Origin of the sequence: Kallipyga gabonensis, from assembly GCF_001286805.1 — a bacterium.
In the GTDB taxonomy this organism is placed as follows: domain Bacteria; phylum Bacillota; class Clostridia; order Tissierellales; family Peptoniphilaceae; genus Kallipyga; species Kallipyga gabonensis.
This window is the reverse complement of record NZ_CXYV01000002.1, coordinates 1,135,534-1,157,538: the sequence shown is the minus strand read 5'-3', so window position 1 is coordinate 1,157,538 and position 22,005 is coordinate 1,135,534. Positions and strand designations below refer to the sequence as shown.

The window sequence follows — 22,005 nt, the reverse complement described above, 5'->3', positions numbered from 1 at the left end:
CTCTTCCGGATTATGATTTTTATTTTGCAAAAGCTTGAGCACGGGTCTGACGAATCATATTGATTTTAATCTGTCCCGGATACTCTAAGTTTTCCTCGATCTTATGAGCGATCTCATTTGCCAGTACGGTCATTCGATCTTCAGAAACAGCTTCCGGCTTGACCATGATTCTTACTTCGCGTCCGGCTTGGATCGCAAAGGAATTTTCAATTCCCTGGAAGGAATTGGTAATGGCTTCAAGATCTTCCAGACGCTTGACATAATTCTCCATGGACTCCCGGCGGGCACCCGGTCTTGCCGCAGAAATGGCATCGGCAGACTGAACCAGAAGGGCTTCAATGGTGGATGGTTCCACATCATTGTGGTGGGACTCAATGCAGTGAAGAACTTCTTTTTTCTCCTTGTAGCGTCGAGCGGCTTTAACGCCCAGTTCGACATGAGGAGCATCGATTTCATGGTCGATAGCCTTACCAATGTCGTGGAGTAATCCTCCTCGTTTTGCGACCTTGACGTTGGCCCCCACTTCCTCAGCCAGCATGCCGGCAATATGTGCCACCTCAATAGAATGGCCAAGGGCATTTTGACCATAAGAAGTACGATATTTCAGTTTACCCAAAATAAAAACCAGCTCAGGATGCATATTTCGAATGCCCACATCATTCAGGGCTTCTTCTCCCGCTTTTTTGATCGTCTGATCGACTTCCGATTCTGCCTTCTTATAAAGCTCTTCAATCCGAGTCGGATGAATTCGTCCATCAGCGATGAGCTTTTCCAGGGCAACACGAGCTTTTTCCCGGCGAACCGGGTCGAAGCAAGAAAGAACCACAGCTTGAGGCGTATCATCAATAATTAAATCTACGCCGGATATGGTCTCAAAGGAACGAATATTACGGCCTTCTCGTCCGATGATCCTTCCCTTCATTTCATCATTGGGCAGGGAAACTACGGAAACGGTCGATTCGGCAACATAATCCGATGCGAAACGTTGGATGGTCCGAGTAACTATTTCCCGAGCCATATCCTCTGCTGTTTCTTCCGTTTTTGATTGGTAGTCTCTAAGAATCTGAGCCTGTTCATGGATGGTCTTGGCTTTCATTTCTTCCAAGACTTCATCCTTTGCCTGATCCTTCGATAAGCCCGAAATACGCTCCAATTCTTCCTGGTGTTTGATGAGAAGGGCATTTGCCTCTTCACGTGTTTCAGCCACCTTCTTCTGATCGGATTGGAGTTGGCTGAGTCGTCTTTCAAAACTTGCTGTTTTGGATTCCAGACTGTCTTCCCTCTTTAATACCCGACGCTCCATATCCTGGAGTTCATTCTGGCGTTTAAAGTATTGGGCTTCCTGTTCATCTTTCATCCGATGGATTTCATCCCGGGCTTCAAGCAGAGCCTCCTTCTTTGCCGTCTCAGCAGTTCGGTTCGCTTCGTCAACAATTTTCTTTGACAAAGACTTGGCCGATCCCACTTCTGACTCAAATTGATTCTCCTTTACCTTACCTCCGATAAAGAAGAAAGCAGCGGACCCGACAAGAAAGGCCAGGATAGGAATAAGTATATCCATCGTTCACCTCCTTTCATATAGATTGTAAAAGGTACATTTTTAAGAGAAATCAGTCGATGTCAAAAAATGCATCGTCGTCTCCTTTGTCACTCACTGAGGAAACGGCATTCTTCCGGTCGGAATCCTGGGATTCCGAGTCATTTTTTGAGTGATCGGACTGGATAGTAGTGCGGACTTTTTCTTCGATCTCTTTGAGAAGGTCTGGATTTTCCTCCAAAAAGGTCTTGGAATTTTCTCGGCCCTGACCCAACTTTACATCGTTATAGCTGTACCAGGCACCTGCCCGATCAACAATCCCCATGTCATTGGCGGTATCTAAAATCGTCCCGATATGAGAAATGCCACTACCATACATAATATCAAACTCCACTCTTTTGAATGGAGGAGCAACCTTATTTTTTACGACCTTAACTCGGGTCCGACTTCCTATTACGTCATTCCCATCTTTGATCTGTTCGCCCCGTCGGATTTCCAGTCGAACTGTCGAATAGAATTTTAGGGCAATGCCTCCGGTGGTCACCTCCGGATTCCCGTAAATGACCCCGATTTTTTGACGGATCTGGTTTAGAAAAAGAACGGTTGTATTCGTTTTGGAAACAATGGGAGTAAGCTTGCGTAAGGCCTGGCTCATCAAACGGGCCAAAAGTCCTACATGGGTATCCCCCATCTCCCCTTCGATTTCTGCACGAGGAACCAGGGCGGCAACGGAATCAACCACAACGATATCTATCGCATTGGAACGAACCAGAGATTCGCAAATTTCCAGGGCCTGTTCTCCATCATCCGGCTGAGAGAGGACAAGATTATCAATATCCACTCCCAAATTCTTCGCATAGCCAACATCAAGGGCATGTTCGGCATCGATAAAAGCAGCAATGCCACCCATTTTCTGAGCTTGAGCTACTGTTTCAAGGGCTAAAGTTGTCTTCCCTGAAGACTCCGGGCCGTATAATTCCACAATCCGGCCACGAGGAATTCCACCAATGCCCAAAGCAAGGTCAAGATTAATTGCACCGGTGGGAATAGCGGCAATTTCTGTATGGGGCATATCCCCTAATTTCATTACCGAACCCTTACCGAACTGTTTTTCAATTTTATTAAAAGCCGTCTGAAGGGCTTTATCGCGATCACTGGCATTCAAGTTTTGGTTGGCCATTCTTCCTCCTTCTTATAATTATAAAGAGTTCATTACTATCGATCAAATCAAGTTAGGCATTCTCCAAGTCAAGAACCTGCTTATTCTTGACCAGATAATCCAGGCCGGACAAAATTGTCAGAGCCAGGGCCAAATAGAGAAGAATCGTTGATATCTTGCCCAGGAAGGTCCAGGAAAACTGTTGAATCAAGAAGGGCTTAGACAGAAAGATGATAATCGTCACCATCTGGATGAAGGTCTTATACTTTCCCCACTTAGAAGCGGCAATCGTAATTCCATCTGCTGCCGCTAAGGTACGAAAAGCAGTGATCATCAGTTCCCTTGCTAAAATGACCAGGGCGATCCAACCGGCGACCTCTCCCCGGTCAACCAAGAGGATAAATGCCGCCTGGGTCAGGAGCTTATCCGCCAAAGGATCAATAAACTTTCCAAAAGTCGTGACTAAACCCCTTGATCTGGCCATACGCCCATCAATAAAGTCGGTGATGGAAGCCAGGATAAAGATGACCACAGGCCAAAGGCTCTCCTCAGGGAGCAAGTAGAAGAGGACCATAAAAAGGGGAATGAGAAGTATACGGACAATTGTAATTTTATTCGGCAGATTCATTGAGATTCCTTTCCTTCCATTGTTCGGGATCTTCCCGAACCAGAACTTCCCTGGGCTTGGATCCGTCCTGGGCGGAAACGGCACCGATGGATTCCAAGTCATCGATGATACGGCCGGCACGAGCATAGCCGATCCGGAAACGGCGCTGGAGGCCCGAAATAGATGTCGTCTCTTCATGGGAAATAAATTCCAGAACTTCATCCATCAGGTCGTCCATTGGTTCATCCTCCCCTCCCCCACTACTTCCGGAAGAGGCGTCTTTCTCAATTTTTTCAATAAAGCTGGTATCGTATTGTGCGTTGTGCTTTTCCTTAATAAATCCAACCACCTTGGATACCTCCTCATCGGAAACAAAGGCACCCTGCACTCTTTTCGGCTTGGGAAGGTTGGAGGGATAGTAAAGCATATCCCCCTTTCCAAGGAGTGTCTCCGCTCCGGCTTGGTCCAGGATGGTTCTGGAGTCGATGGAGGAGGAAACCTGGAAGGAGATGCGGGAAGGAATATTGGCTTTAATCGTCCCGGTGATGACGTCCACAGAAGGGCGTTGAGTGGCAATAATGAGGTGGATCCCACAAGCCCGGGCCATCTGGGCCAGTCGGGTAATATGGGCTTCCACATCTTTTGAGGCCACCATCATGAGGTCGGAAAGTTCGTCAATGATAACGACAATAAAAGGAAGCTTTTCCATTCCTTCTTCCACCCGGCACTTATCCCGATAACCCTGAATATCACGGACGGAAAATTTGGAAAACAATTTGAAACGTCTTTCCATCTCCTGTACTGCCGTGAATAGGGCCTTAGCCGCCTTCTTCGGATCGGTAACCACCGGGATAAGAAGATGGGGAATCTCATTATAGACCGACAATTCCACCACCTTCGGATCAACAAGAACCATCCTAAGGTCGGAAGGGGAATACTTGTAGATCAAAGAAAGAATGATGGTGTTAATACAAACAGACTTTCCTGATCCGGTTGCCCCCGCAATAAGAAGGTGGGGCATCTTTGCAATCTTAGCAACAATCGGTCTTCCTGAAATGGATTGACCCAAGGCAACAGGTAAGGCATCTTGAGCCTGACTGAATTCCGGTGCTTCAAAAATCTCACGCAGACTGACCATATCTGCAGAAGGATTAGGTACTTCAATACCCACGTAGGGCTTTCCGGGGATAGGTGCTTCAATCCGAATATCAGCGGCAGCCAAGGAGAGAGCAAGGTCATCAGCCAGGTTGGTGATCCGGGAAACCTTAACTCCTGCTGCAGGTTTGAGCTCATAAAGAGCGACTGTTGGTCCTCGCTGAATGGAGACCACCTCGGATTCTATGCCAAAGGAAGCTAAGGTTGATTCGATAATGCCCGCATTTTTTTTCAGCACCTGAGGGTTCATATCCGAAGAGTGGGCTGGCGGACGAAGAAGGTCAAGGGAGGGAGGAATGTAATCCACTTCTCCTTTATCCACAGAAAAGTTAAGTTCATCGTCAGCAGAATCAGCCGGTAAATCCTTCTTTACCGAATGGTCCTTCGATTGAGGGCGGGCATAGTCATTAATGGGGATAGGATCTTTTTTTATATGACTATGACCAACTTCTTTTTTATCTTCGTTCAATTCATCCTGACTTAGCTGTAGAAAGGAAGGCAGACCTTCCACAGGAGAAAGCCCCGGTGGAGCTTCTTCCCTTCTTTCATTAGCTAGCGGGAAGGGACCAGGAATCTCCTCTTCTGCCTTTTTACGACCAGAAGCTTTTCTGGCTTCCTTTACCGAAGTCCGAGTCTTATCGAAAAGACGGGAAAGTGCTTGACCCATGATGTGGAAAAACTCCATCAAACGAAGGTCAAAGAGGTGAAGAAGGAAGAAAAAAACGCAGAAAACAAAGAGAAGGTAAATTCCGATTGACCCGATTACCTTGGAAAAGAGAAAACCGAAAAAACCGCCAAAAAGTCCGGGGCCTCGCTTAATCAGTCCCCACTCCCCTGCCATTTCCATGGAGGTCTGAAAAGAGCCGTCAGGATTAACCTGGGTCCAAAGAATCAGAGATAGGCAGAAAAAAAGGGCGAAGACGTAGAGAACGCTTCCACCAAATTTTGTCCGCCACTGCCGGACCCATTCCGTGATGAGAAAAAGCAAAAAAAGGAGAGGAAATCCATAAGCCATAACCCCAAAAAGGGTGAAGAAAAAATCACCGACAGTAGCACCCACAATTCCCGTCATGGACTGGAAATAGATGGACACTCCCATCAGTAAAAAGAGGAAAACTCCAAAAAGTAAGAGCCCCTCTCTCCTCCCCTGTTTCTTGTGATTCTGTCTTTTTCGCTTGTTTTGACCCGCCATGAATCCTCCTAACACTACCGTTTATTATACCATAATGGAAGGAACATTTTCCTTACAAATGAGCCTTTCTCAAACTTGGGATAAGAAGAAACCCGGTAAAGAAAAAGGCTTGGACGAAAGTGTCCAAGCCTTTTTCTTCACCAAAAATAGTAAAAGAATAGATTAGAGAAGGTCCTTGCGAGAGAGATTAATCCGGCCCTGGTCATCAATTTCGATAACTTTCACCTTAACCTTGTCTCCAATGTTAACAACATCCTCAACCTTATTTACTCGTCTGTTTTCCAGTTTGGAAATGTGGACCATTCCTTCTTTTCCATAACCCAAATCAACAAAGGCACCGAACTTGAGGATCCGGACGACGGTTCCCTCATAGACATCGCCCACTTCTACTTCCTTGACGATGTTGTGGATAATCTGGCGAGTTCTTTCCCCGGACTCCCCATCGATGGACATGATGGTAATGAGACCATCATCATCGGTGTCAATGGAGGCACCGGTTTCATCAATGATGGAATTGATGGTTTTACCGCCCTTTCCGATGACATCACGAACTTTTTCCGGATCGATTCGCATGGTGATGATCCGAGGAGCGAAGGGAGACAGCTCCTTACGAGGCTCTGCTATGGCTTCAGCAATGACATCCAAAATTTCATACCGTGCCTTCTTGGCTTGATCCAGGGCCCTTGTCATAATTTCCTTGTCAATGCCCTCGATCTTAATATCCATCTGGAGGGCGGTAATTCCCTCACGAGTTCCGGCGACTTTGAAGTCCATATCGCCAAGGTGGTCTTCCAGACCCTGAATATCGGTCATGATCGAGGTTTTCTCTCCCTCTTTAATCAGTCCCATCGCAATTCCGGCAACCGGTGTTTTAATGGGAACACCAGCATCCATCAGGGCTAAAGTGGATCCGCAAATGGAAGCCTGGGAAGAGGACCCGTTGGATGACAGAACTTCTGAGACCACCCGAATGGTATAGGGGAAGTCTTCGAGGTCAGGAAGGACCGGTAAAAGGGCTCGTTCAGCCAAGTGGCCATGGCCGATCTCACGACGACCGGGTGACCGCATGGGTTTAACATCCCCTGTGCAGAAGGGGGGGAAGTTATATTGGTGGAAGTAGTTTTTCACGATCTCTTCCGCATGTAGACCATCGATGTATTCAACATCTCTTGGGCCGCCCAGAGTCACCACTGACATGACCTGAGTCTGTCCACGGGAGAAAAGACCGGAACCGTGAGTCCTGGGCAGAACGCCGGCTTCCGCATGGAGGGGGCGGATTTGGTCCATGGCCCGGCCGTCGGATCTGACTTTATCCTCGGTAATCAGGCGTCGAACCTCGTCACGGATGATCTCTTCCATGATCGTATCAATATCTCCCTTTTCCTGGGCAAAGTCTTCCCAATCAGCCGCTTCAAACTGGTCCATGGTATTCTTTTTAATTTGATCAATCCGGTCATTTCTGGTCTGCTTATCATCGGACCGGAGAGCTTGAAGGAGGTCTTCCTTACAGGCCCGCTCAACCCTGACCCTCAGCTGGTCATCGGGCTTATGGACAGAAAAAGCCATCTTTTCTTTCCCAACTTCTTCCTGAATCCCTTTGATGAAGCGACAGATGGCCTTAATTTCTTCGTGGCCGTAGAGGATGGCACCCAACATAACATCCTCGGAGAGCTCATTGGCTCCAGCTTCCACCATCATAATGGCTTCTTCGGTACCGGCTACGGTGAGATTCAAATCCGAATGAAGAGCCTGGTCCTCAGAGGGGTTAATGACGTATTCTCCATCAATATAACCCACGATAACCGCACCGGTCGGCCCATGGAAAGGAATATCTGAAATGGAAAGGGCAACGGAAGACCCGTTCATAGCGGCAATTTCAGGAGGATCTTCAGGGCTGACGGAAAAAACTGTGGCGATAACCTGAGTGTCATTCATATAACCTTCGGGAAAAAGAGGACGAAGAGGCCGGTCCATTTGTCGGGCGTTCAGGGTGGCTTCCTGTGACCCTCTTCCTTCTCTCTTATTGTAACCGCCGGGAATTCGACCAACAGCATAGAGTTTTTCCTGATAATCACAGGTCAGGGGGAAGAAATTTTGTCCTTCTCTGACTTCTTTCGAAGCGGTGGCTGTCGTTAAAACGGCAGTATCGCCGGCCTGGATCATACAGGCTCCATTGGCCTGTTCAGCATATTTTCCGATGGTCACGGTAAAGGCATTATCCGTGAGAGGGGATTGGTATTGGTACTCCTTAATCATGTTGCCTCCTATTGGCGGTTTCTAGGTGAAAATACACCCTTCGTAACGACGAGCATCTTTGAAATTCAACATTCTTATATTATACCCTACTTGTCATGAAAAATGGCCTTTGCTGGCTTATTCCCCAGAGGAGTTCGTATGGATAGCGCTTTGGGTAAAACTCGAATTTTGGCCTCTTTTCCCTTATCGCCTTCCTCCCCATCTAAGGTCCAAGCCAGGTCATCCCCGGAGATAAGATCGAGCCGGGTCGTCTGAAGACGGAGGATCAGAGCATTATCCCGACCGGCAATGAGGTCATGGAGGGCTCCCGCCAAGTCCAAGGGCTTGGCAGCGGCTTTGACCAGGAGGACTTCAAATAAGCCATCATAATAATCCGTAGGTCCCGTTATTGAAGTAAAACCGGCAACAGAATTGGAATTGGAAACCAATCCCAGGATAAAATCGCCTTCCAGATCCCCCCCGTCATAACGTAACTTAATTGAATGGGTTTTTATCTGGGTCAGGTCTTTAACCCCTTCAAAAAAATAAGCTAAACGACCTAAAAGATTCTTTTGATCCTGAGGTGTCCGATAGGCAACAGAGGTAAAAAGACCGAAAGCAGCAACATAGATAAAGGGTCGGTCATTCAGGCTACCTACATCAAAAAGAGAAGTTTTTCCCTGACAGGCTAAATTGATCAATTCTTCCCGATGGAGGTCACCCATACCTACTCCATTGGCAAAATCGTTGGTGGATCCGGAGGGAATATAGGCTAATTCCGGCTTGGGATTAAGAGACAGGAGGCCTGAGACCACCCGTGAAAGAGTCCCATCCCCGCCTAGACAGATAATAAGATCAACCTCTTGCCCAAATTTCTTGACAAAGACCTCCTCATCGCCTTCTTTTTGTGTCGCAAGGACAAAAGAAAGATAATTACTATCGGTCAATTGGTCAATCAGGGAGGGAAGAAAAAGACCGGATTCCTCTACACCGGCTACCGGATTAAAAATGATTAGGGCTTTTTTCATGTCTTTCTCCTCATCAAAAAAAAGAGTGCTCTGGGCACTCTTTTTCCGTCTATTGGTTTGGACTAGCCGCGCAATTCCAACTTTGCGATGATTTCGCGGTAGCGTTCGATGTCATTTTTCATCAGGTGGTCAAGGAGTCCCCGACGACGACCGATCATCTGATACATGCCCCGGCGGGATGAGTTGTCACCCTTATGACCACGGAGGTGTTCGGTCAGATCGGAAATCCGCTTAGATAAAAGGGCAATCTGAACTTCCGGTGAACCCGTATCATTTTCATCTTTACCAAACTCGCGAATAATTTCCTGCTTTTCTTCTTTGGTTAACATTCGATTCTCCTTTTCATTCTATCCTCCCAGTGCAAGACCAATTTCTCCACACCGAGCAAGAAGTACTTGAAAAGTCTACCATAAGATCAAGCCGAAATCAAGTTATCCACTCACTTTCCTGACCATTGACCGCAAAATTCTCTCATCGTTTTTAATCTGTTCAATCAGTTCCTCTGCATTTTGAAAGACCAGGTCTCCTCTCTCAAAGTAAAGGAATTGGAGATTGAAAACCTGCCCATAGAGGTCCCCATGAAAATCAAAAAGGTGGCATTCGATTTTAACTGGACCATCAAGGACAAAAGTGGGATTTGACCCGATATTGGTCATTCCGTAATAGGTTTTCCCTCCAACAGTGGACCGAGTCAGGTAAACGCCGTTTGCCGGCAGGATATAAGGGAAATCAAGATCAATATTTGCAGTGGGAAATCCCAAGTCCCTCCCCCTCTGTGCTCCGGGAACCACCTGACCTGTCATCCGGTAGGGGCGACCCAGCATGGCTTGTGCTTCCTCTACCCTTCCCTCTGCCACTGCTTCCCGAATTCTTGACGAGGAGATCCGTCCTTTCCCATCCTCCACATAAGGAAGAAGGGAAACCTGGTAACCCAGTCTGTCCTGCCCCTCAAGGAGGTCACTAACCCTCCCCTGGGCAAGGCGACCATAGGAATAATCCTGACCGCAAACGATGTGTTTGACATGGAGGCGGTCAAGCAGAAAGTCTTCCAAAAAATCTTTCTTATCGATGGACATAAAGTCATGGTCAAAGGTCTTCAAAAAAACGTAATCTAACCCCATCCGATCCAGGATTTCCAACTTATCCTTCAGGGAGGTCAGGTGACTAACCGGGCTATGGCTAATTTCTTCCAGAGTATGCTGCTTGAAAAGGAGAACCGAGGAAAGAATTTTTTCTTGGTGGGCATAATCCATGGCACAACGGATAAGAGCTTGGTGGCCCAGGTGAATCCCATCAAAATTGCCCAGGGCCATGGACTGGTCCCCGGGGAAAAATGCATCGTCTTGATCACAATCGATAATTTTCATCGTCATCCTTCAATCATTTCTATTCCTTTATTGTTATCCTCTAGTAGCTGTCTGACCTAGGCTAAAACTTTCTTCATCCGAAGCTTCTCTTTTTCACCGTCAAAATAGCCAAGGCCGATAAAGCCGTGAGGATCGTAAATTCTGTAGATTCTTTCGGGTGGGATCAGTGCTAGCTTAGGCTTGCTGATGAAGCCACCCAATCGAAGGGTCTTTCCTTCGGAAGAATTTACCGTTAAAGAGCGAATATGAGGAATGGATTGATCCATGGGAAGAAGGAAGGATTCGATCTCGTCCCTTTCCAGCCTTCGTAAACGGGAAATGGGAATAGCTCGGTCGATGGAGAATGGTCCAACCCGGGTCCGAACCAGGCGAGTGGTTGTTGCCCAGGTCCCCAAGGCCTTTCCCAGGTCATCTACCAGGGTTCGAATATAAGTCCCTTTGGAACAGGAGCAAGTAAAATCCAGCCCCTCCTCATAAAAGGCCAGGGGTGAAAAATTATAGATAGTAGCCTCCCGGGCCTTTCTTTCGACCTTTTTCCCCTGGCGAGCCAGATCATAAAGACGCTGTCCATTAACCTGGACGGCAGAATACATGGGAGGAATCTGTTGGATGGTTCCAATAAAAGAATTCATCACTTGGCGAATATCCTCCGGACTGAACCGGGTCCGGTCGGATCTTTCGATAACCCTTCCGCCCAGATCCAGGGTATCTGTCCGAATCCCAAAAACCAGGCTACCCTCGTAAGTCTTCCCCTGTTCACTGATATAATCGGCAAGTTTCGTGGCCCGGCCCAGACAAATGGGAAGAACCCCCGTGACTTGGGGGTCAAGGGTCCCGGTGTGACCCATTCGGCGTTGACCGGTCGTTCCCCGGAGGATGGCGACCACATCGTGAGAGGTCATCTCCTTTTCCTTAAAGACATTGAGAATTCCTTCCATTTCAGCCTTCCTCCTCAGAAGGCAGGAAGGCTGAAGGGTCTAAGCCTTCAAAGTAAGCCTTAACTTGATTCAGAGCTTCCTCCTTGGCAAAGGACAAGGAGGCTCCTGCAGCCTTAATATGCCCCCCTCCGCCGAAGGATCTGGCCACTTCTTCTACGTTAAAAAAGAGCTTGGAGCGGAAGGATAGTTTGGTTGATTCCTCCCCCATCTCCTTGATTAGACAAGCCACTTCCACCCCATCCAGATTGCGAAGAATATCCACAACGCCTTCTGCTTCGCCCATGGTAATGGAATAGCGGGATAAGTCTTCCTGGGTCACCGTGGCTAATGCAACCCTGCCCTCCTGTAGAAAGTCGGCTCGGTCAACGACAGCCCCCTCAAAAGCAAAAAGACGGGGGTCAAGGGATTGATATTCGTGAAGGTAGACCCAGTCCGGATCAGCACCCCGGTCTAAAAGATCCGCAGCAAGGCGGAGGCATCGGGCCCGTGCCGTATCGTACATGAAACGGTTGGAATCGGTCGTGATACCGGCAAAAAGAGCCGTAGCTGCCTCCGGAGGAATGAAAAAACCCTGGTCAATCAGATAATCTCCCAAAATCTCACAAGTAGAGGAGGCATCCTTCCTTTGACAGGTCAAATCACATACCCCTTCATTGACCTGGTGGTGGTCAAAGTTAATTGAGGTCTTCGACCGGTCTAAAAGTACACCAGCTTCTTTAAGACGGTCTCGATCGCCCAAATCGACCATGATGAAGAGGTCGTAGTTTTTATCCCTTTTGACCGCTTGTAAGCGGTCAAAACCCGGAAGGTAGGATAAGTGGCGTGGTCGTTCATTATGGATCATATCCACATCTTTGCCCAAGGCTTCCAAGGTCAGGCCCAATCCAAGAATGGACCCCAGACAGTCCCCGTCGGGGTTGACATGGCCTGAGATGGCGATCGAAGAAGCCTGATGAATTACCCGGGTAATCTCAGGCCAAATCGGATGGGTCATCACTTCCTCCCTCCCTATCCAAATCACCACGGGCCATCTGGCTTTCCCTGTCTTTTTGAATCACCCGGTCAATCAGAGCATCCATCTTCATCCCTCGCTCAATGGATTCATCCAGGTGAAAGCGAAGTTCAGGGATTTGACGAAGGTCTAGCTTTGTGGCCATTTGATTTTTCAGAAACCCGGCCGCTGCTTCCAGACCCTCAATCGTCTGTTTTTTATCCCATTCTTTTCCCATCACGGAAATAAAGGCATCGCAGTAAGAAAGGTCGGAGGAGACCGTGACATCCGTAACCGAGGTCATGGGTGCAATTCTGGGATCCTTCATATCGTAAATGATGGCATGGGAAAGGACTTTTTTTATTTCTTGAGAAATACGTCCCATTCGTTTATGGTTCATCTCTCTCTCCTTTCACCAAGGGCGATTCAGTCAAGCTTTTGAGCGACTTCCACCTCATGGAAGCATTCGATCATATCACCGACCTTGATGTCGTTATAATTGGCAATGCCCAGTCCACCTTCGTAGCCGTGTGCGACTTCACGGACATCATCCTTAAAGCGGCGAAGAGATGCAATATCCCCTTCAAAAATCACGACATCATTTCGGAGGAGACGGGCCTTATAATTCCGGACGATTTTTCCGGAGACCACATAAATCCCGGCAACTACCCCAATATTCGGAACCTTAAAGGTATCCCGAACTTCAGCACGGCCGCTGACTTCTTCGACAATATCGGGAGAAAGCATGCCCTCGATCGCCTTTTTGATGTCTTCGATGGCATCGTAGATGACCCGGTAGGTCCGAATATCGATGCTCTCACGGGCAGCCTGTGCGATGGCCCCTTGGTTAGGACGAACATTAAAGCCGATGATAATGGCATTGGAGGCCACGGCCAGCATGACATCGGATTCGGAAATCCCGCCGACAGCCCCGTGGATGATGTTCACCTTAACCTCATCATTGGAGAGTTTTTCCAGCGATCCGGCCAGGGCATCAATCGTCCCTTTAACATCCGTTTTGACAACCAGGTTAAGCTCCTTGAGACCTTCCTCAGAAATCTGCATGTGGAGGTCATCCAGGGAGACGTGGGTGGTCATATTCAACCGTTCTTTTCTTGCTCTTTCTTCTGCTCTGGCAGCAAATTCACGAGCAATCTTTTCGTCTTTTACCGCATAGATCTTATCACCCGCTTCAGGCAGGTCGGAAAGACCCATGATTTTTACCGGCATAGAAGGACCGGCCTTCTTAACCCGCTTGCCAAAGGAATCTTCCATAGCTCGGATGTGACCGGAGACCGTACCGGAGACGACATAGTCATCATTGGTCAAGGTTCCCTTTTGAACGAGGATGGAGGCGGTGGCCCCTTTCCCCTTTTCTAATTGGGCCTCAATAACAACACCCACAGCCGGACGTTTGGGGTTAGCTTTAAGCTCAAGGATTTCGGAAAGAATCACGACATTTTCCAAGAGATCCTGGATTCCTTCCTTGGTCTTCGCTGAAACGGGAACCATAATGGTATCGCCACCCCACTCCTCAGAGACCAGCTCGTATTCCATGAGCTCCTGTTTGACTCGGTCGGGATTTGCCCCCGGGCGGTCCATCTTGTTGATCGCGACAACAATAGGGACATCCGCAGCCTTGGCATGGTTGATGGCTTCCACGGTTTGCGGCATCACCCCATCATCCGCAGCAACAACCAGAATGACGATATCAGTGGTTTTGGCTCCGCGAGCCCGCATCTGTGTAAAAGCTTCGTGACCGGGGGTGTCCAGAAAGGTCAACTTATGACCGTCAACATAGGCAACAGAAGCACCGATATGCTGGGTAATTCCACCGGCCTCTCCTCTGGTGACAGCCGTTTCCCGAATAGCATCCAGGATAGAAGTTTTCCCATGGTCAACGTGACCCATGACGGTAATAACAGGTGGACGACCTTTCAGAGACTTGGGTGAATCTTCAAAGTCAAGTTGGTCAAAGATCTCATCCCGTGAGCTTTCTTCAGGCTCAGTAATTAGAACGCCGAAATGGTCAGCAACTTTTTCCGCCGTCTCAAAGGTGATCGATTCATTGAGACCGGCCATGATTCCCATCTTAATCAAGACAGTGATGACTTCCATGGCATCCTGGCGGATTACCTTGGCAAAATCCCCCACGGTAATTTCAGCAGGAATTTCGATAATGGCGTCAAACTCATCCTCTTCTTCCTGGGGAGCAGGCTTCTTCTCTTCCTTAGCCTTTCCCGGTTTTTTCGCCAGGTCTTCCTTTTGCGGTTGGGGCTTTTTCCCCTTACGGGCTTCTTGTCTGGCCTGTTTCTTTTTCGTTCTTGCCTTGGCCTGGTCTTTTAGCTTAATCTCCAGGCGTTCTTCTTCATCCTCCTCCACATCTTCCCGATTTTTCATCTTTTTATGAGAAGAAGTCTTTACTTTTTTCTTATGGGACTTCTTTTCCACGGAAGACGAATCAGATGACTTTTCCTTCTGATCACGAACATTTTTTCGGTTTTCCTGATAGATGGCTTTCACCTTATCAATATCTTCATCCTCCATAGTTGACATATGGGAGGGGTAGGTCAGGTTCAACTTTTTTTCCATCAAATCCCTTAGGGCTTTTGTGGGGACATTCAATTCTTTGGCAACTTCGTAAACTCTCATCGTCCACCTCTATTCTTGTGTTACATGCATAAGCTCCTCATAGATCTCTTGGGGCGGGTTTCCCCGAAGGGCGGAATTCAACCGCTTACTGTCCAGAACGTTTTGTATACAGACTTCTGACTTACAGATATAAGCCCCTCGTCCCGGCATCTTCCCCGTTCTATCCAGGGAAAAGTTTCCATCCTTATCCTTAACAACCCGGATAAGCTGGTCCTTTTCCTTCCTCTCTAGGCAAGCTAAACACTTGCGTAAAGGAGATTTTTTCATATTAGAAGACATCCTCCTCTACCGGGGCAACTTCCAAGCCGGCTTCCCTTTCAAGGTCCGAAGATGAAGAATCTTCTTCATCCTCCGACAACTCAAAAGCTTCAGGATCCTCAAAATATTGAGACTCTCCTTTAATATCAATCTTCCATCCGGTTAATCGAGCGGCAAGACGGACATTCTGCCCCTCTTTTCCGATCGCCAGGGATAATTGGTCATCCGGGACAACCACCACGGAAGTTTTTTCTTTCTCGTTGGTAATCACCCGAGAAACCTTGGCCGGACTCAGGGCATTGGCGATAAAGATCTGTGGGTCCGGATCATAAATGGTGATGTCCATCTTTTCTCCCCCCAACTCTTCAACAATATAGTTCACCCGACTCCCTTTATAACCGACACAGGCACCGATGGGATCAACATCACTTTCTGAGGAATAGACAGCCACCTTGGAGCGGGATCCGGGTTCACGGGCAACGGAATAAATATCCACGATGCCCTGGCCAATTTCGGGTACCTCCTGTTCGAAAAGGCGAATAACCAGGTTGGCATGGGCTCTGGACAGAAGAACCTGCGCTCCTTTAGAGGAATTTCTCACATCGGCTACATAGAGTTTTACCCGATCACCGGGTTTTAGATGTTCACCGGGAATTTGTTCTTTGGCCGGCACAATCCCCTCGGTTTTCCCCAGGTTAATAAAGACATTGCCTCGGTCAACCCGTTGTACCGTTCCGTTAATGATTTCACGGACCCGGTCGATATAAGCATCGTAGATGGTTTCCCGTTCAGCATCATGCAGTTTTTGGATAACAATATTTCGTGCGGTTCCTGCCGCGACCCGGCCGAAATTTTCCGGAGAGACCTCAACACGAACTTGACCGCCCACTTCTACGGAAGGATTCTTCGTCTTAGCTTCGGCCAGGGAAATTTCCGTAACGGGATCTTCCACTTCCTCAACAACATTGCGGAGGGAGTAAACTCGAATTTCCCCGGACTCCCTGTCCATAACTACATCGACATTGGTCCGGTCATCATAGTTCTTTTCATAGGATTTTTCCAATGCTTTTTCAATAGCCTCGAGGATCACCTCCTTGGAAAGCCCCTTACTTTTTTCTAAGGCATCCAAAGCCTCGATCAGATTCTCGTTCATACTTCCTCCTAAAATTCCAAGACTACTTTTATGCTGGCAACCTGGTCTCTGTCTAAAAAGACCTCCTGTCCAACCAGGTCTCCGGTCTTTTTTCTCTTTCCTTTTCTCTTTGACGGGTCTAGTTGCCGGATAAGGACACGGTAGGCCCGATCATCAAAATCCATAAGATCCCCTTGAAGGATCTTATTGCCCTCGAAAGATCCGTAGAACGTAAATTCCAATTCATGACCTCGGTAGATCTCCAGATAGCGGTCATTAGAGAGGGGGCGGTCCAGGTCAGGAGAGGAGACTTCCAGGTTGTAGGCAGAGTCCACCGGGTCCAATTCATCCAAAAGAGGGCTGAGAACATCATTGACCTTTTCGCAGTCTTCGATACCTATCCCATCCGGATGATAAATGTAAAAGCGGAGGGCCTTACCTGAGGAATCCCGGATGAAATCCACGTCCAGAAGTTCATAACCTGCCCGGCTCACCGGCTCAGCCAGCTTTACTCGAAGGTCGTTAAGGGTCTGTTTGTTCATGGATTTCCTCCTTAAAAAAACAAGAGCGGAAACCCGCTCTTGTTACACGCATCCTATCGACTTCTGTATTTTACCACATTTCCGAATAATGAACAAGTCAGAAACCGATGAAGAAGGACATCTGGTTGGATGCGGGATAGGGATCTAGAAGACCATTTTCTTCCAGGGAATCCATGCCGGACCGATTGACTCCTGTCCGGTCCTTGAAGTCCTTCTTGGAGATAAAGTCCCCCTTCGCTCTTTCCCGAACGATAGCTTCCCCCATAGCCTCTGATACGTTATCTAAAGCGGATAAGGGGGGAAGAACCTTATCTTCATCAGCCACGGTAAAGGAGGCAGCCTCCGAAGTCATGAGGTCAACCGAGTGGAAGGAGAGCCCTCTTGCCAGCATTTCTTCTACCACCTCCAGAAGGGTGATCTTTCCTTCGTTACCCTCTCCATCGTTTTTTAGTTCTTCCAGGGCTCTTTGTACGGCTTCCAGGTCGTTGACCAGGAAGGCTGTGGAGAAGTTGCTCAGCCTTTGCGTAAAGTAGGAGGCATAAAAAGCTGCAGGCTTATGGACTTTGAACCAGGCGATACGGAAAGACATCATAACATAGGCTGCCGCATGGGCCTTAGGGAACATGTACTGGATTTTCTGGCAGGATTCGATGTACCAATCCGGCACCCCGGTTTCCTTCATCTTGGGCAAATATTCTTCCGGAATTCCCTTACCCTTTCGAACCTTTTCCATGATTTTGAAAGAATCAAGCTTATCCATACCCATGGCAATCAGGTTATTCATAATATCATCCCGGGTGCAGATGGCGTGAGTTAAGTCGATCGTGCCTTTTTTAATCAGTTCCTGGGCGTTGTTAAGCCAAACATCGGTTCCATGCGACAGACCGGAAATCCGAACCAGTTCAGCAAAGGTGGAAGGTTTCGTATCCTTGAGCATGGACCGAACAAAGTTGGTCCCGAATTCAGGAATTCCTAATGATCCGTCTTGACTGTTGGAGTAAGGGGTCCGAGCATGTAAGGATTCACTCCCCGAAAAGAGGGCCATCGTGTCAGGATCGTCAAAAGGTATGTCCATAGGATCGATCCCGGTCATCTCCTCCAGTTGACGGATGATTGTCGGGGTTGTCTGACCCAACTCATCGAGCTTAAGAAGCTGTTCCTCGAGATAGCGGTATTGGAAGTGGGTGGTAATATCGGAATTGGGATCATCAGCCGGATATTGAATGGGTGTAAATTCATAAATTTCATTATCTTTAGGAACAATGATCAATCCGCCGGGATGCTGGCCCGTGGTTCGGCGAGTTCCCTCCATCTGTTTTTGGAGAAGAGATATTTTTGCCGGAGATAGAATCCGATCTTCTTCCGGAATATATCGAGCTTCCTGGTACTTTCGTATGAAACCATAGGCCGTCTTCTCCTGGACGCCGGAGACAGTGCCGGCTCGGAAGACCTTGCCTTGACCAAAAAGGTCCTCAGTATATTTATGAATGGTGGCCATGTATTCCCCGGCAAAATTGAGGTCAATATCCGGCTCCTTATCCCCATCAAAACCCAAAAATACCTCAAAAGGAATTTCCTGACCATCTCTTCCCATGTCACTTCCGCATCGAGGACAAACTTTAGGCGGAAGATCAAATCCAGACCCGACAGAGCCGTCTTCAACAAATTCGCTGTGACGACAGTGGGGGCAGATATAGTGGGGCGGAAGGGGATTGACTTCAGTGATACCGGCCGCAAAGGCGGCAAAAGAGGAACCCACTGACCCTCTTGATCCAACCAAATAGCCATCTGAATTGGATTTCTTAACCAGCCGCTCAGCAATGATGTATAGCGAAGCGTAGCCATGAGAAATAATGGAAGTGAGTTCCCGGTCCAGCCGACGATCAATCAGCTCGGGAAGAGGGGCCCCATAGATCTCCTGAATTCGTCGGTAACAGGTCTCTCTTAGCTCCTGATCAGCCCCATCCAGCTCAGGAGTAAATGTCCCATGAGGGATAGGGATAATCTTATCAATGGATTGGGCGATGCGGTTAGGATCGTCAATGACGACTTGCTTCCGGGTTTTCGCATCCAAATAGGAAAAAGCTTCCAGCATCTCAGTCGTAGACAGAAAACGGTAGCGGCCGTTGTGGTCGAAGTCGATATTTCTTTGGTAGTTAACCAGGATATTTCGAGCCAACCTCTCCCCCGGATCGAGGTAGGAGGGCATGCCGATAGCACAACAGGGAAGGTCTAAATCCCGGGCCAAACGGATGATGGTTTGAGTGATGTCCTTAAAATGATCCAGATCCGCTACCAATTCCTGACGGAGGGCTTTTTCCACGAAGGAAGGCGGTTGGATAATGAAAAAGTCATAGCGGGAGCCGATCTCTTTTAATTGTTCTTCCGGCCATCGCTTGGATATGGCTTCAAACAGATCGGAACCCACAAAGCCCGTCCCGTAGAGGAGACCCGGATGATTTCTCTCCAAAAGGGAAGCAGGAATTCCCGGACTCCGCCAGAAATAGTCCAGATTAGCTTGAGAGACCATGTGATAAAAATGCACCAGGGCCTCCTGTTTCTGCACGTAGACCAGAACTTCCTTCTCCTCATGTTTGGATAAGGGGAAGTCTGAAGGAATGGTATTTATCTCGGCGAGCGAAATCCCCCGACTCTTTACTTCTTCCCACATGGCCAAAAAGGCATCTGCTGTCGCCTGAGCATCGTCAATAGCCCGGTGGTGGTGGAAGGAGGGAACGTTAAGTTCTTTACATACCGTATCCAGTTTGTGGTTCTTCAGGTCGGGATGGAGGGCTCTGGCCATGCCCAGGGTATCCAGGGAAAGAGGCTGAAAGCGGAGACCCAAACGAAAGGCATTTTCCCGAATAAAGCCAATATCGAAGTCCACATTGTGGCCCACATAGGTGGATCCCTCCGAAAATTCAAGGAAGGCGGGAAGAACTTTTTCAATGGAATCAGCGGTCCGGACCATGGCGTCCGTAATGGAAGTCAGCTCCGTAATTCGGTCAGGAATCAAGCGGTTGGGGTTGACAAAGGCAGAGAATTCCCCCACCTTAACCCCTTCCTTTATGCGAACGGCTCCAATTTCAATGATAGCCTCCTGGAAGGGAGAAAAGCCCGTAGTTTCCAGGTCAAAAACGGTAAAATCTTCAGGAATTCGGTCCAGATCCTTGTTATAGGGGTTGACCAGGATTTTATGGGCGTCCCGGAGCACCTTAGCGTGGAGTCCATAGATTGCCTTAATGTCAGATTTTTCAAAAGCCTGCTGAAGGAGGGGATAGGATTGGACATTGCCGAAGTCCGTCATGGCAAAGGCCGTCATCTCCCACTCACGCAGCCTTTTTTTCAAACGGGGAATATCGATTAAACCCTCCATGGTGGTCATCTGGCTATGGACAGATAGCTCTACTCTCTTGATGGGAGCGGAATCGGTTATTTCTTCCGGAATAGATTTGCGGATTCCCTGGGCCATGAGAACCATGGACTGGTCAAAATCGTCATATTGGAGTTGACCACGAACCTGCACATAGTCTCCATTTTTGAAAGCCAAGGCCTTGTCGCTTTCTTTTTCCTTGACAAAAATCTTTCCTTTCTGACAAGCCCCCTCTTGATTAAAGAGGATAAAGCTGAAGATTAGACTGCCTTTTCTCGTCATCCGGGCCGCCACACCCAACAAAAAACCTTCAACCAGGCTCATTCCGGAAGCCTGGGTCAAGTTTTCCAGGGGAGTCAAGTCGACTTCCTTTTTAGGAAAACGGCCAATGACTCCATCCTTTGTATTTTTCTTTGAAGGGGTCTTTTCGTGTTTGACCAGACTCACTGCCTTCTGGTAAAATGCGGACTCATTTTCCCCTTCAAAAGAAATAGCTTCCGACTCGTTTACAGCATGCTTGTCAGGATCTTCCTCTTTTTTCTCATCTTGAGATAAATAAACAGGACAAGCAAAATAAGCGGAAAGCTCCCTTTCCACCTTCTTTCGATTGGTATCGACCATTTCAGCTGAAATTGTTAAAGAAAGAGCCTCTCTTTCCTGAGAATAAGAGGCTCCTATGATGTCAGCATCTAAAAACCCGCTTTCTTCATTCATCCCTTCGGGCTTTATTTGTATGATTTGATAGAGTTCCCTAACTTTCATAGTCCATCCGATCTATTTCTTCAAAGAGAGCATCCACCAATTCCTTCTCTGAAACCTGGCGAAGAACCTTCCCCTTGCGGAAAAGGACGCCGGCTCCTTTGTTGCAGGCGATCCCGATATCCGCTTCCTTAGCTTCCCCCGGTCCATTTACAGGGCATCCCATGACCGCCACAGTCAAGTTTCTGTCCATACCCTTCAATCGTTTCTCTACCTTCTCCGCTAAGCCGATCAGGTCGACTTTCGTCCGGGCACAGGTGGGACAGGAGACGAGGTTTGGACCCCATTGACGAAGGCCCAGACTTTTGAGGATTTCCATTCCGATGGAAACCTCTTGAACGGGGTCTCCGGTGATGGAAACCCGGATAGTATCGCCAATTCCCTGGTTAAGAAGAATACCCAATCCTACGGAGGATTTAATCGTCCCGGCAAAGGGTGGACCGGCCTCGGTAACACCCAGATGGAGGGGGCAGGAAGAGCGTTGGGCGAAAAGTTGGTTGGCCCGAACCATGGTCATGACATCCGAAGATTTTATGGAAACAGCGATCTGGTCAAAGCCTAAATCTTCAATGGCTTTCACTTCTTCCAGGGCCGAATAGACTAAAGATTCCTCGTTGACCCCATGATACTTTTCTATCATGGACTTATGGACTGATCCGGAATTCACTCCCACCCGGATAGGAATGGATTTCTTCCGGCAAGCCTTGACGATCCGCTCCAGGTCCTGTTGTGAACCGATGTTGCCCGGGTTGATCCGAAGGGCATCCGTTCCGTATTCAATGGCATACATGGCCAGGTCGGGATCAAACTGAATATCAGTAATAAAGGGGATATGGGTACGAGCTTTAATTTCAGGAATGGCTTTCGCATCCTCCAAGGAGTTGATTGCTGACCGGGAAAGATCACAGCCTTGACGTTCAAAAGCCAGGATCTGTTCAACTGTAGCGTCAACGTCCTTGGTATCCGTATTGGTCATCGACTGGACGGTGATGGGAGAACCTCCCCCTAGTGCTATGGTCCCGATGAAAAGTTTTCTCGTCTTATTGTGGGTCCACATGGCCCCTCCCCTCAACGGTTTCA

17 protein-coding genes are annotated in these 22,005 nt (G+C 48.2%); all 17 read right to left on the bottom strand.

The window, feature by feature from the left end; all coding sequences use genetic code 11:
• Positions 1-19: 19 nt before the first annotated feature.
• The 17 genes from rny to ispG all read right to left on the bottom strand — a co-directional run bounded on the left by rny (position 20) and on the right by ispG (position 21,982).
• The gene (gene rny, locus BN2373_RS06755) at positions 20-1,561 is read right to left on the bottom strand and encodes a ribonuclease Y (RefSeq protein ID WP_053943330.1); all 1,542 of its coding nucleotides are present in this window, start codon (positions 1,559-1,561) and stop codon (positions 20-22) included.
• Between the two features lie 49 nt (positions 1,562-1,610).
• Positions 1,611-2,717 (bottom strand): recombinase RecA, encoded by a 1,107-nt coding sequence (recA, locus tag BN2373_RS06750; RefSeq protein WP_053943329.1) that lies wholly within the window; start codon positions 2,715-2,717, stop codon positions 1,611-1,613.
• A gap of 52 nt (positions 2,718-2,769) precedes the next feature.
• Entirely contained in the window at positions 2,770-3,324 is a 555-nt protein-coding gene (gene pgsA, locus BN2373_RS06745; protein WP_053943328.1) for a CDP-diacylglycerol--glycerol-3-phosphate 3-phosphatidyltransferase, read from the bottom strand.
• Positions 3,308-5,650 (bottom strand): DNA translocase FtsK, encoded by a 2,343-nt coding sequence (locus tag BN2373_RS06740; protein WP_074017980.1) that lies wholly within the window; start codon positions 5,648-5,650, stop codon positions 3,308-3,310. Before BN2373_RS06740 ends, pgsA begins: the two co-directional genes overlap by 17 nt.
• Positions 5,651-5,812: 162 nt before the next feature.
• Positions 5,813-7,906: a polyribonucleotide nucleotidyltransferase gene (pnp, locus tag BN2373_RS06735; RefSeq protein ID WP_053943327.1), complete on the bottom strand. Its 2,094-nt coding sequence runs from the start codon at positions 7,904-7,906 to the stop codon at positions 5,813-5,815.
• Between the two features lie 86 nt (positions 7,907-7,992).
• Positions 7,993-8,913: a diacylglycerol/lipid kinase family protein gene (locus BN2373_RS06730; protein WP_053943326.1), complete on the bottom strand. Its 921-nt coding sequence runs from the start codon at positions 8,911-8,913 to the stop codon at positions 7,993-7,995.
• 62 nt (positions 8,914-8,975) lie between these two features.
• On the bottom strand, positions 8,976-9,242 hold the full coding sequence (gene rpsO / locus BN2373_RS06725) for a 30S ribosomal protein S15 (RefSeq protein ID WP_019134364.1): 267 nt from the start codon (positions 9,240-9,242) through the stop codon (positions 8,976-8,978).
• A gap of 102 nt (positions 9,243-9,344) precedes the next feature.
• On the bottom strand, positions 9,345-10,280 hold the full coding sequence (locus BN2373_RS06720) for a bifunctional riboflavin kinase/FAD synthetase (protein ID WP_053943325.1): 936 nt from the start codon (positions 10,278-10,280) through the stop codon (positions 9,345-9,347).
• Positions 10,281-10,336: 56 nt separating this feature from the next.
• A complete protein-coding gene (gene truB / locus BN2373_RS06715) occupies positions 10,337-11,218 on the bottom strand; it encodes a tRNA pseudouridine(55) synthase TruB (RefSeq protein WP_053943324.1) in 882 nt (293 codons plus the stop codon).
• A gap of 1 nt (position 11,219) precedes the next feature.
• Entirely contained in the window at positions 11,220-12,212 is a 993-nt protein-coding gene (locus BN2373_RS06710) for a DHH family phosphoesterase (protein ID WP_053943323.1), read from the bottom strand.
• Positions 12,190-12,609: a 30S ribosome-binding factor RbfA gene (gene rbfA / locus BN2373_RS06705; protein WP_053943322.1), complete on the bottom strand. Its 420-nt coding sequence runs from the start codon at positions 12,607-12,609 to the stop codon at positions 12,190-12,192. The genes BN2373_RS06710 and rbfA overlap by 23 nt, the downstream gene beginning before the upstream one ends.
• Before the next feature lie 26 nt (positions 12,610-12,635).
• The gene (gene infB, locus BN2373_RS06700) at positions 12,636-14,861 is read right to left on the bottom strand and encodes a translation initiation factor IF-2 (protein WP_053943321.1); all 2,226 of its coding nucleotides are present in this window, start codon (positions 14,859-14,861) and stop codon (positions 12,636-12,638) included.
• Between the two features lie 9 nt (positions 14,862-14,870).
• On the bottom strand, positions 14,871-15,128 hold the full coding sequence (gene rnpM, locus BN2373_RS06695; RefSeq protein WP_053943320.1) for an RNase P modulator RnpM: 258 nt from the start codon (positions 15,126-15,128) through the stop codon (positions 14,871-14,873).
• Between the two features lies 1 nt (position 15,129).
• Positions 15,130-16,272 (bottom strand): transcription termination factor NusA, encoded by a 1,143-nt coding sequence (gene nusA, locus BN2373_RS06690; RefSeq protein WP_053943319.1) that lies wholly within the window; start codon positions 16,270-16,272, stop codon positions 15,130-15,132.
• 8 nt (positions 16,273-16,280) lie between these two features.
• Positions 16,281-16,793 carry a ribosome maturation factor RimP gene (locus BN2373_RS06685; RefSeq protein ID WP_053943318.1) on the bottom strand — a complete coding sequence of 171 codons (513 nt, stop codon included), beginning with the start codon at positions 16,791-16,793 and terminating at the stop codon, positions 16,281-16,283.
• Between the two features lie 97 nt (positions 16,794-16,890).
• Entirely contained in the window at positions 16,891-20,928 is a 4,038-nt protein-coding gene (locus tag BN2373_RS06680; RefSeq protein ID WP_053943317.1) for a PolC-type DNA polymerase III, read from the bottom strand.
• Entirely contained in the window at positions 20,918-21,982 is a 1,065-nt protein-coding gene (ispG, locus tag BN2373_RS06675) for a flavodoxin-dependent (E)-4-hydroxy-3-methylbut-2-enyl-diphosphate synthase (RefSeq protein ID WP_053943316.1), read from the bottom strand. Before ispG ends, BN2373_RS06680 begins: the two co-directional genes overlap by 11 nt.
• Positions 21,983-22,005: the final 23 nt, after the last annotated feature.

Coding starts and splice junctions, on each gene's coding strand:
- rny (WP_053943330.1), bottom strand. CDS start 1,561: ATGGATATACTTATTCCTATCCTGGCCTTTCTTGTCGGGTCCGCTGCT.
- recA (WP_053943329.1), bottom strand. CDS start 2,717: ATGGCCAACCAAAACTTGAATGCCAGTGATCGCGATAAAGCCCTTCAG.
- pgsA (WP_053943328.1), bottom strand. CDS start 3,324: ATGAATCTGCCGAATAAAATTACAATTGTCCGTATACTTCTCATTCCC.
- BN2373_RS06740 (WP_074017980.1), bottom strand. CDS start 5,650: ATGGCGGGTCAAAACAAGCGAAAAAGACAGAATCACAAGAAACAGGGG.
- pnp (WP_053943327.1), bottom strand. CDS start 7,906: ATGATTAAGGAGTACCAATACCAATCCCCTCTCACGGATAATGCCTTT.
- BN2373_RS06730 (WP_053943326.1), bottom strand. CDS start 8,913: ATGAAAAAAGCCCTAATCATTTTTAATCCGGTAGCCGGTGTAGAGGAA.
- rpsO (WP_019134364.1), bottom strand. CDS start 9,242: ATGTTAACCAAAGAAGAAAAGCAGGAAATTATTCGCGAGTTTGGTAAA.
- BN2373_RS06720 (WP_053943325.1), bottom strand. CDS start 10,280: ATGAAAATTATCGATTGTGATCAAGACGATGCATTTTTCCCCGGGGAC.
- truB (WP_053943324.1), bottom strand. CDS start 11,218: ATGGAAGGAATTCTCAATGTCTTTAAGGAAAAGGAGATGACCTCTCAC.
- BN2373_RS06710 (WP_053943323.1), bottom strand. CDS start 12,212: ATGACCCATCCGATTTGGCCTGAGATTACCCGGGTAATTCATCAGGCT.
- rbfA (WP_053943322.1), bottom strand. CDS start 12,609: ATGAACCATAAACGAATGGGACGTATTTCTCAAGAAATAAAAAAAGTC.
- infB (WP_053943321.1), bottom strand. CDS start 14,861: ATGAGAGTTTACGAAGTTGCCAAAGAATTGAATGTCCCCACAAAAGCC.
- rnpM (WP_053943320.1), bottom strand. CDS start 15,128: ATGAAAAAATCTCCTTTACGCAAGTGTTTAGCTTGCCTAGAGAGGAAG.
- nusA (WP_053943319.1), bottom strand. CDS start 16,272: ATGAACGAGAATCTGATCGAGGCTTTGGATGCCTTAGAAAAAAGTAAG.
- BN2373_RS06685 (WP_053943318.1), bottom strand. CDS start 16,793: ATGAACAAACAGACCCTTAACGACCTTCGAGTAAAGCTGGCTGAGCCG.
- BN2373_RS06680 (WP_053943317.1), bottom strand. CDS start 20,928: ATGAAAGTTAGGGAACTCTATCAAATCATACAAATAAAGCCCGAAGGG.
- ispG (WP_053943316.1), bottom strand. CDS start 21,982: ATGTGGACCCACAATAAGACGAGAAAACTTTTCATCGGGACCATAGCA.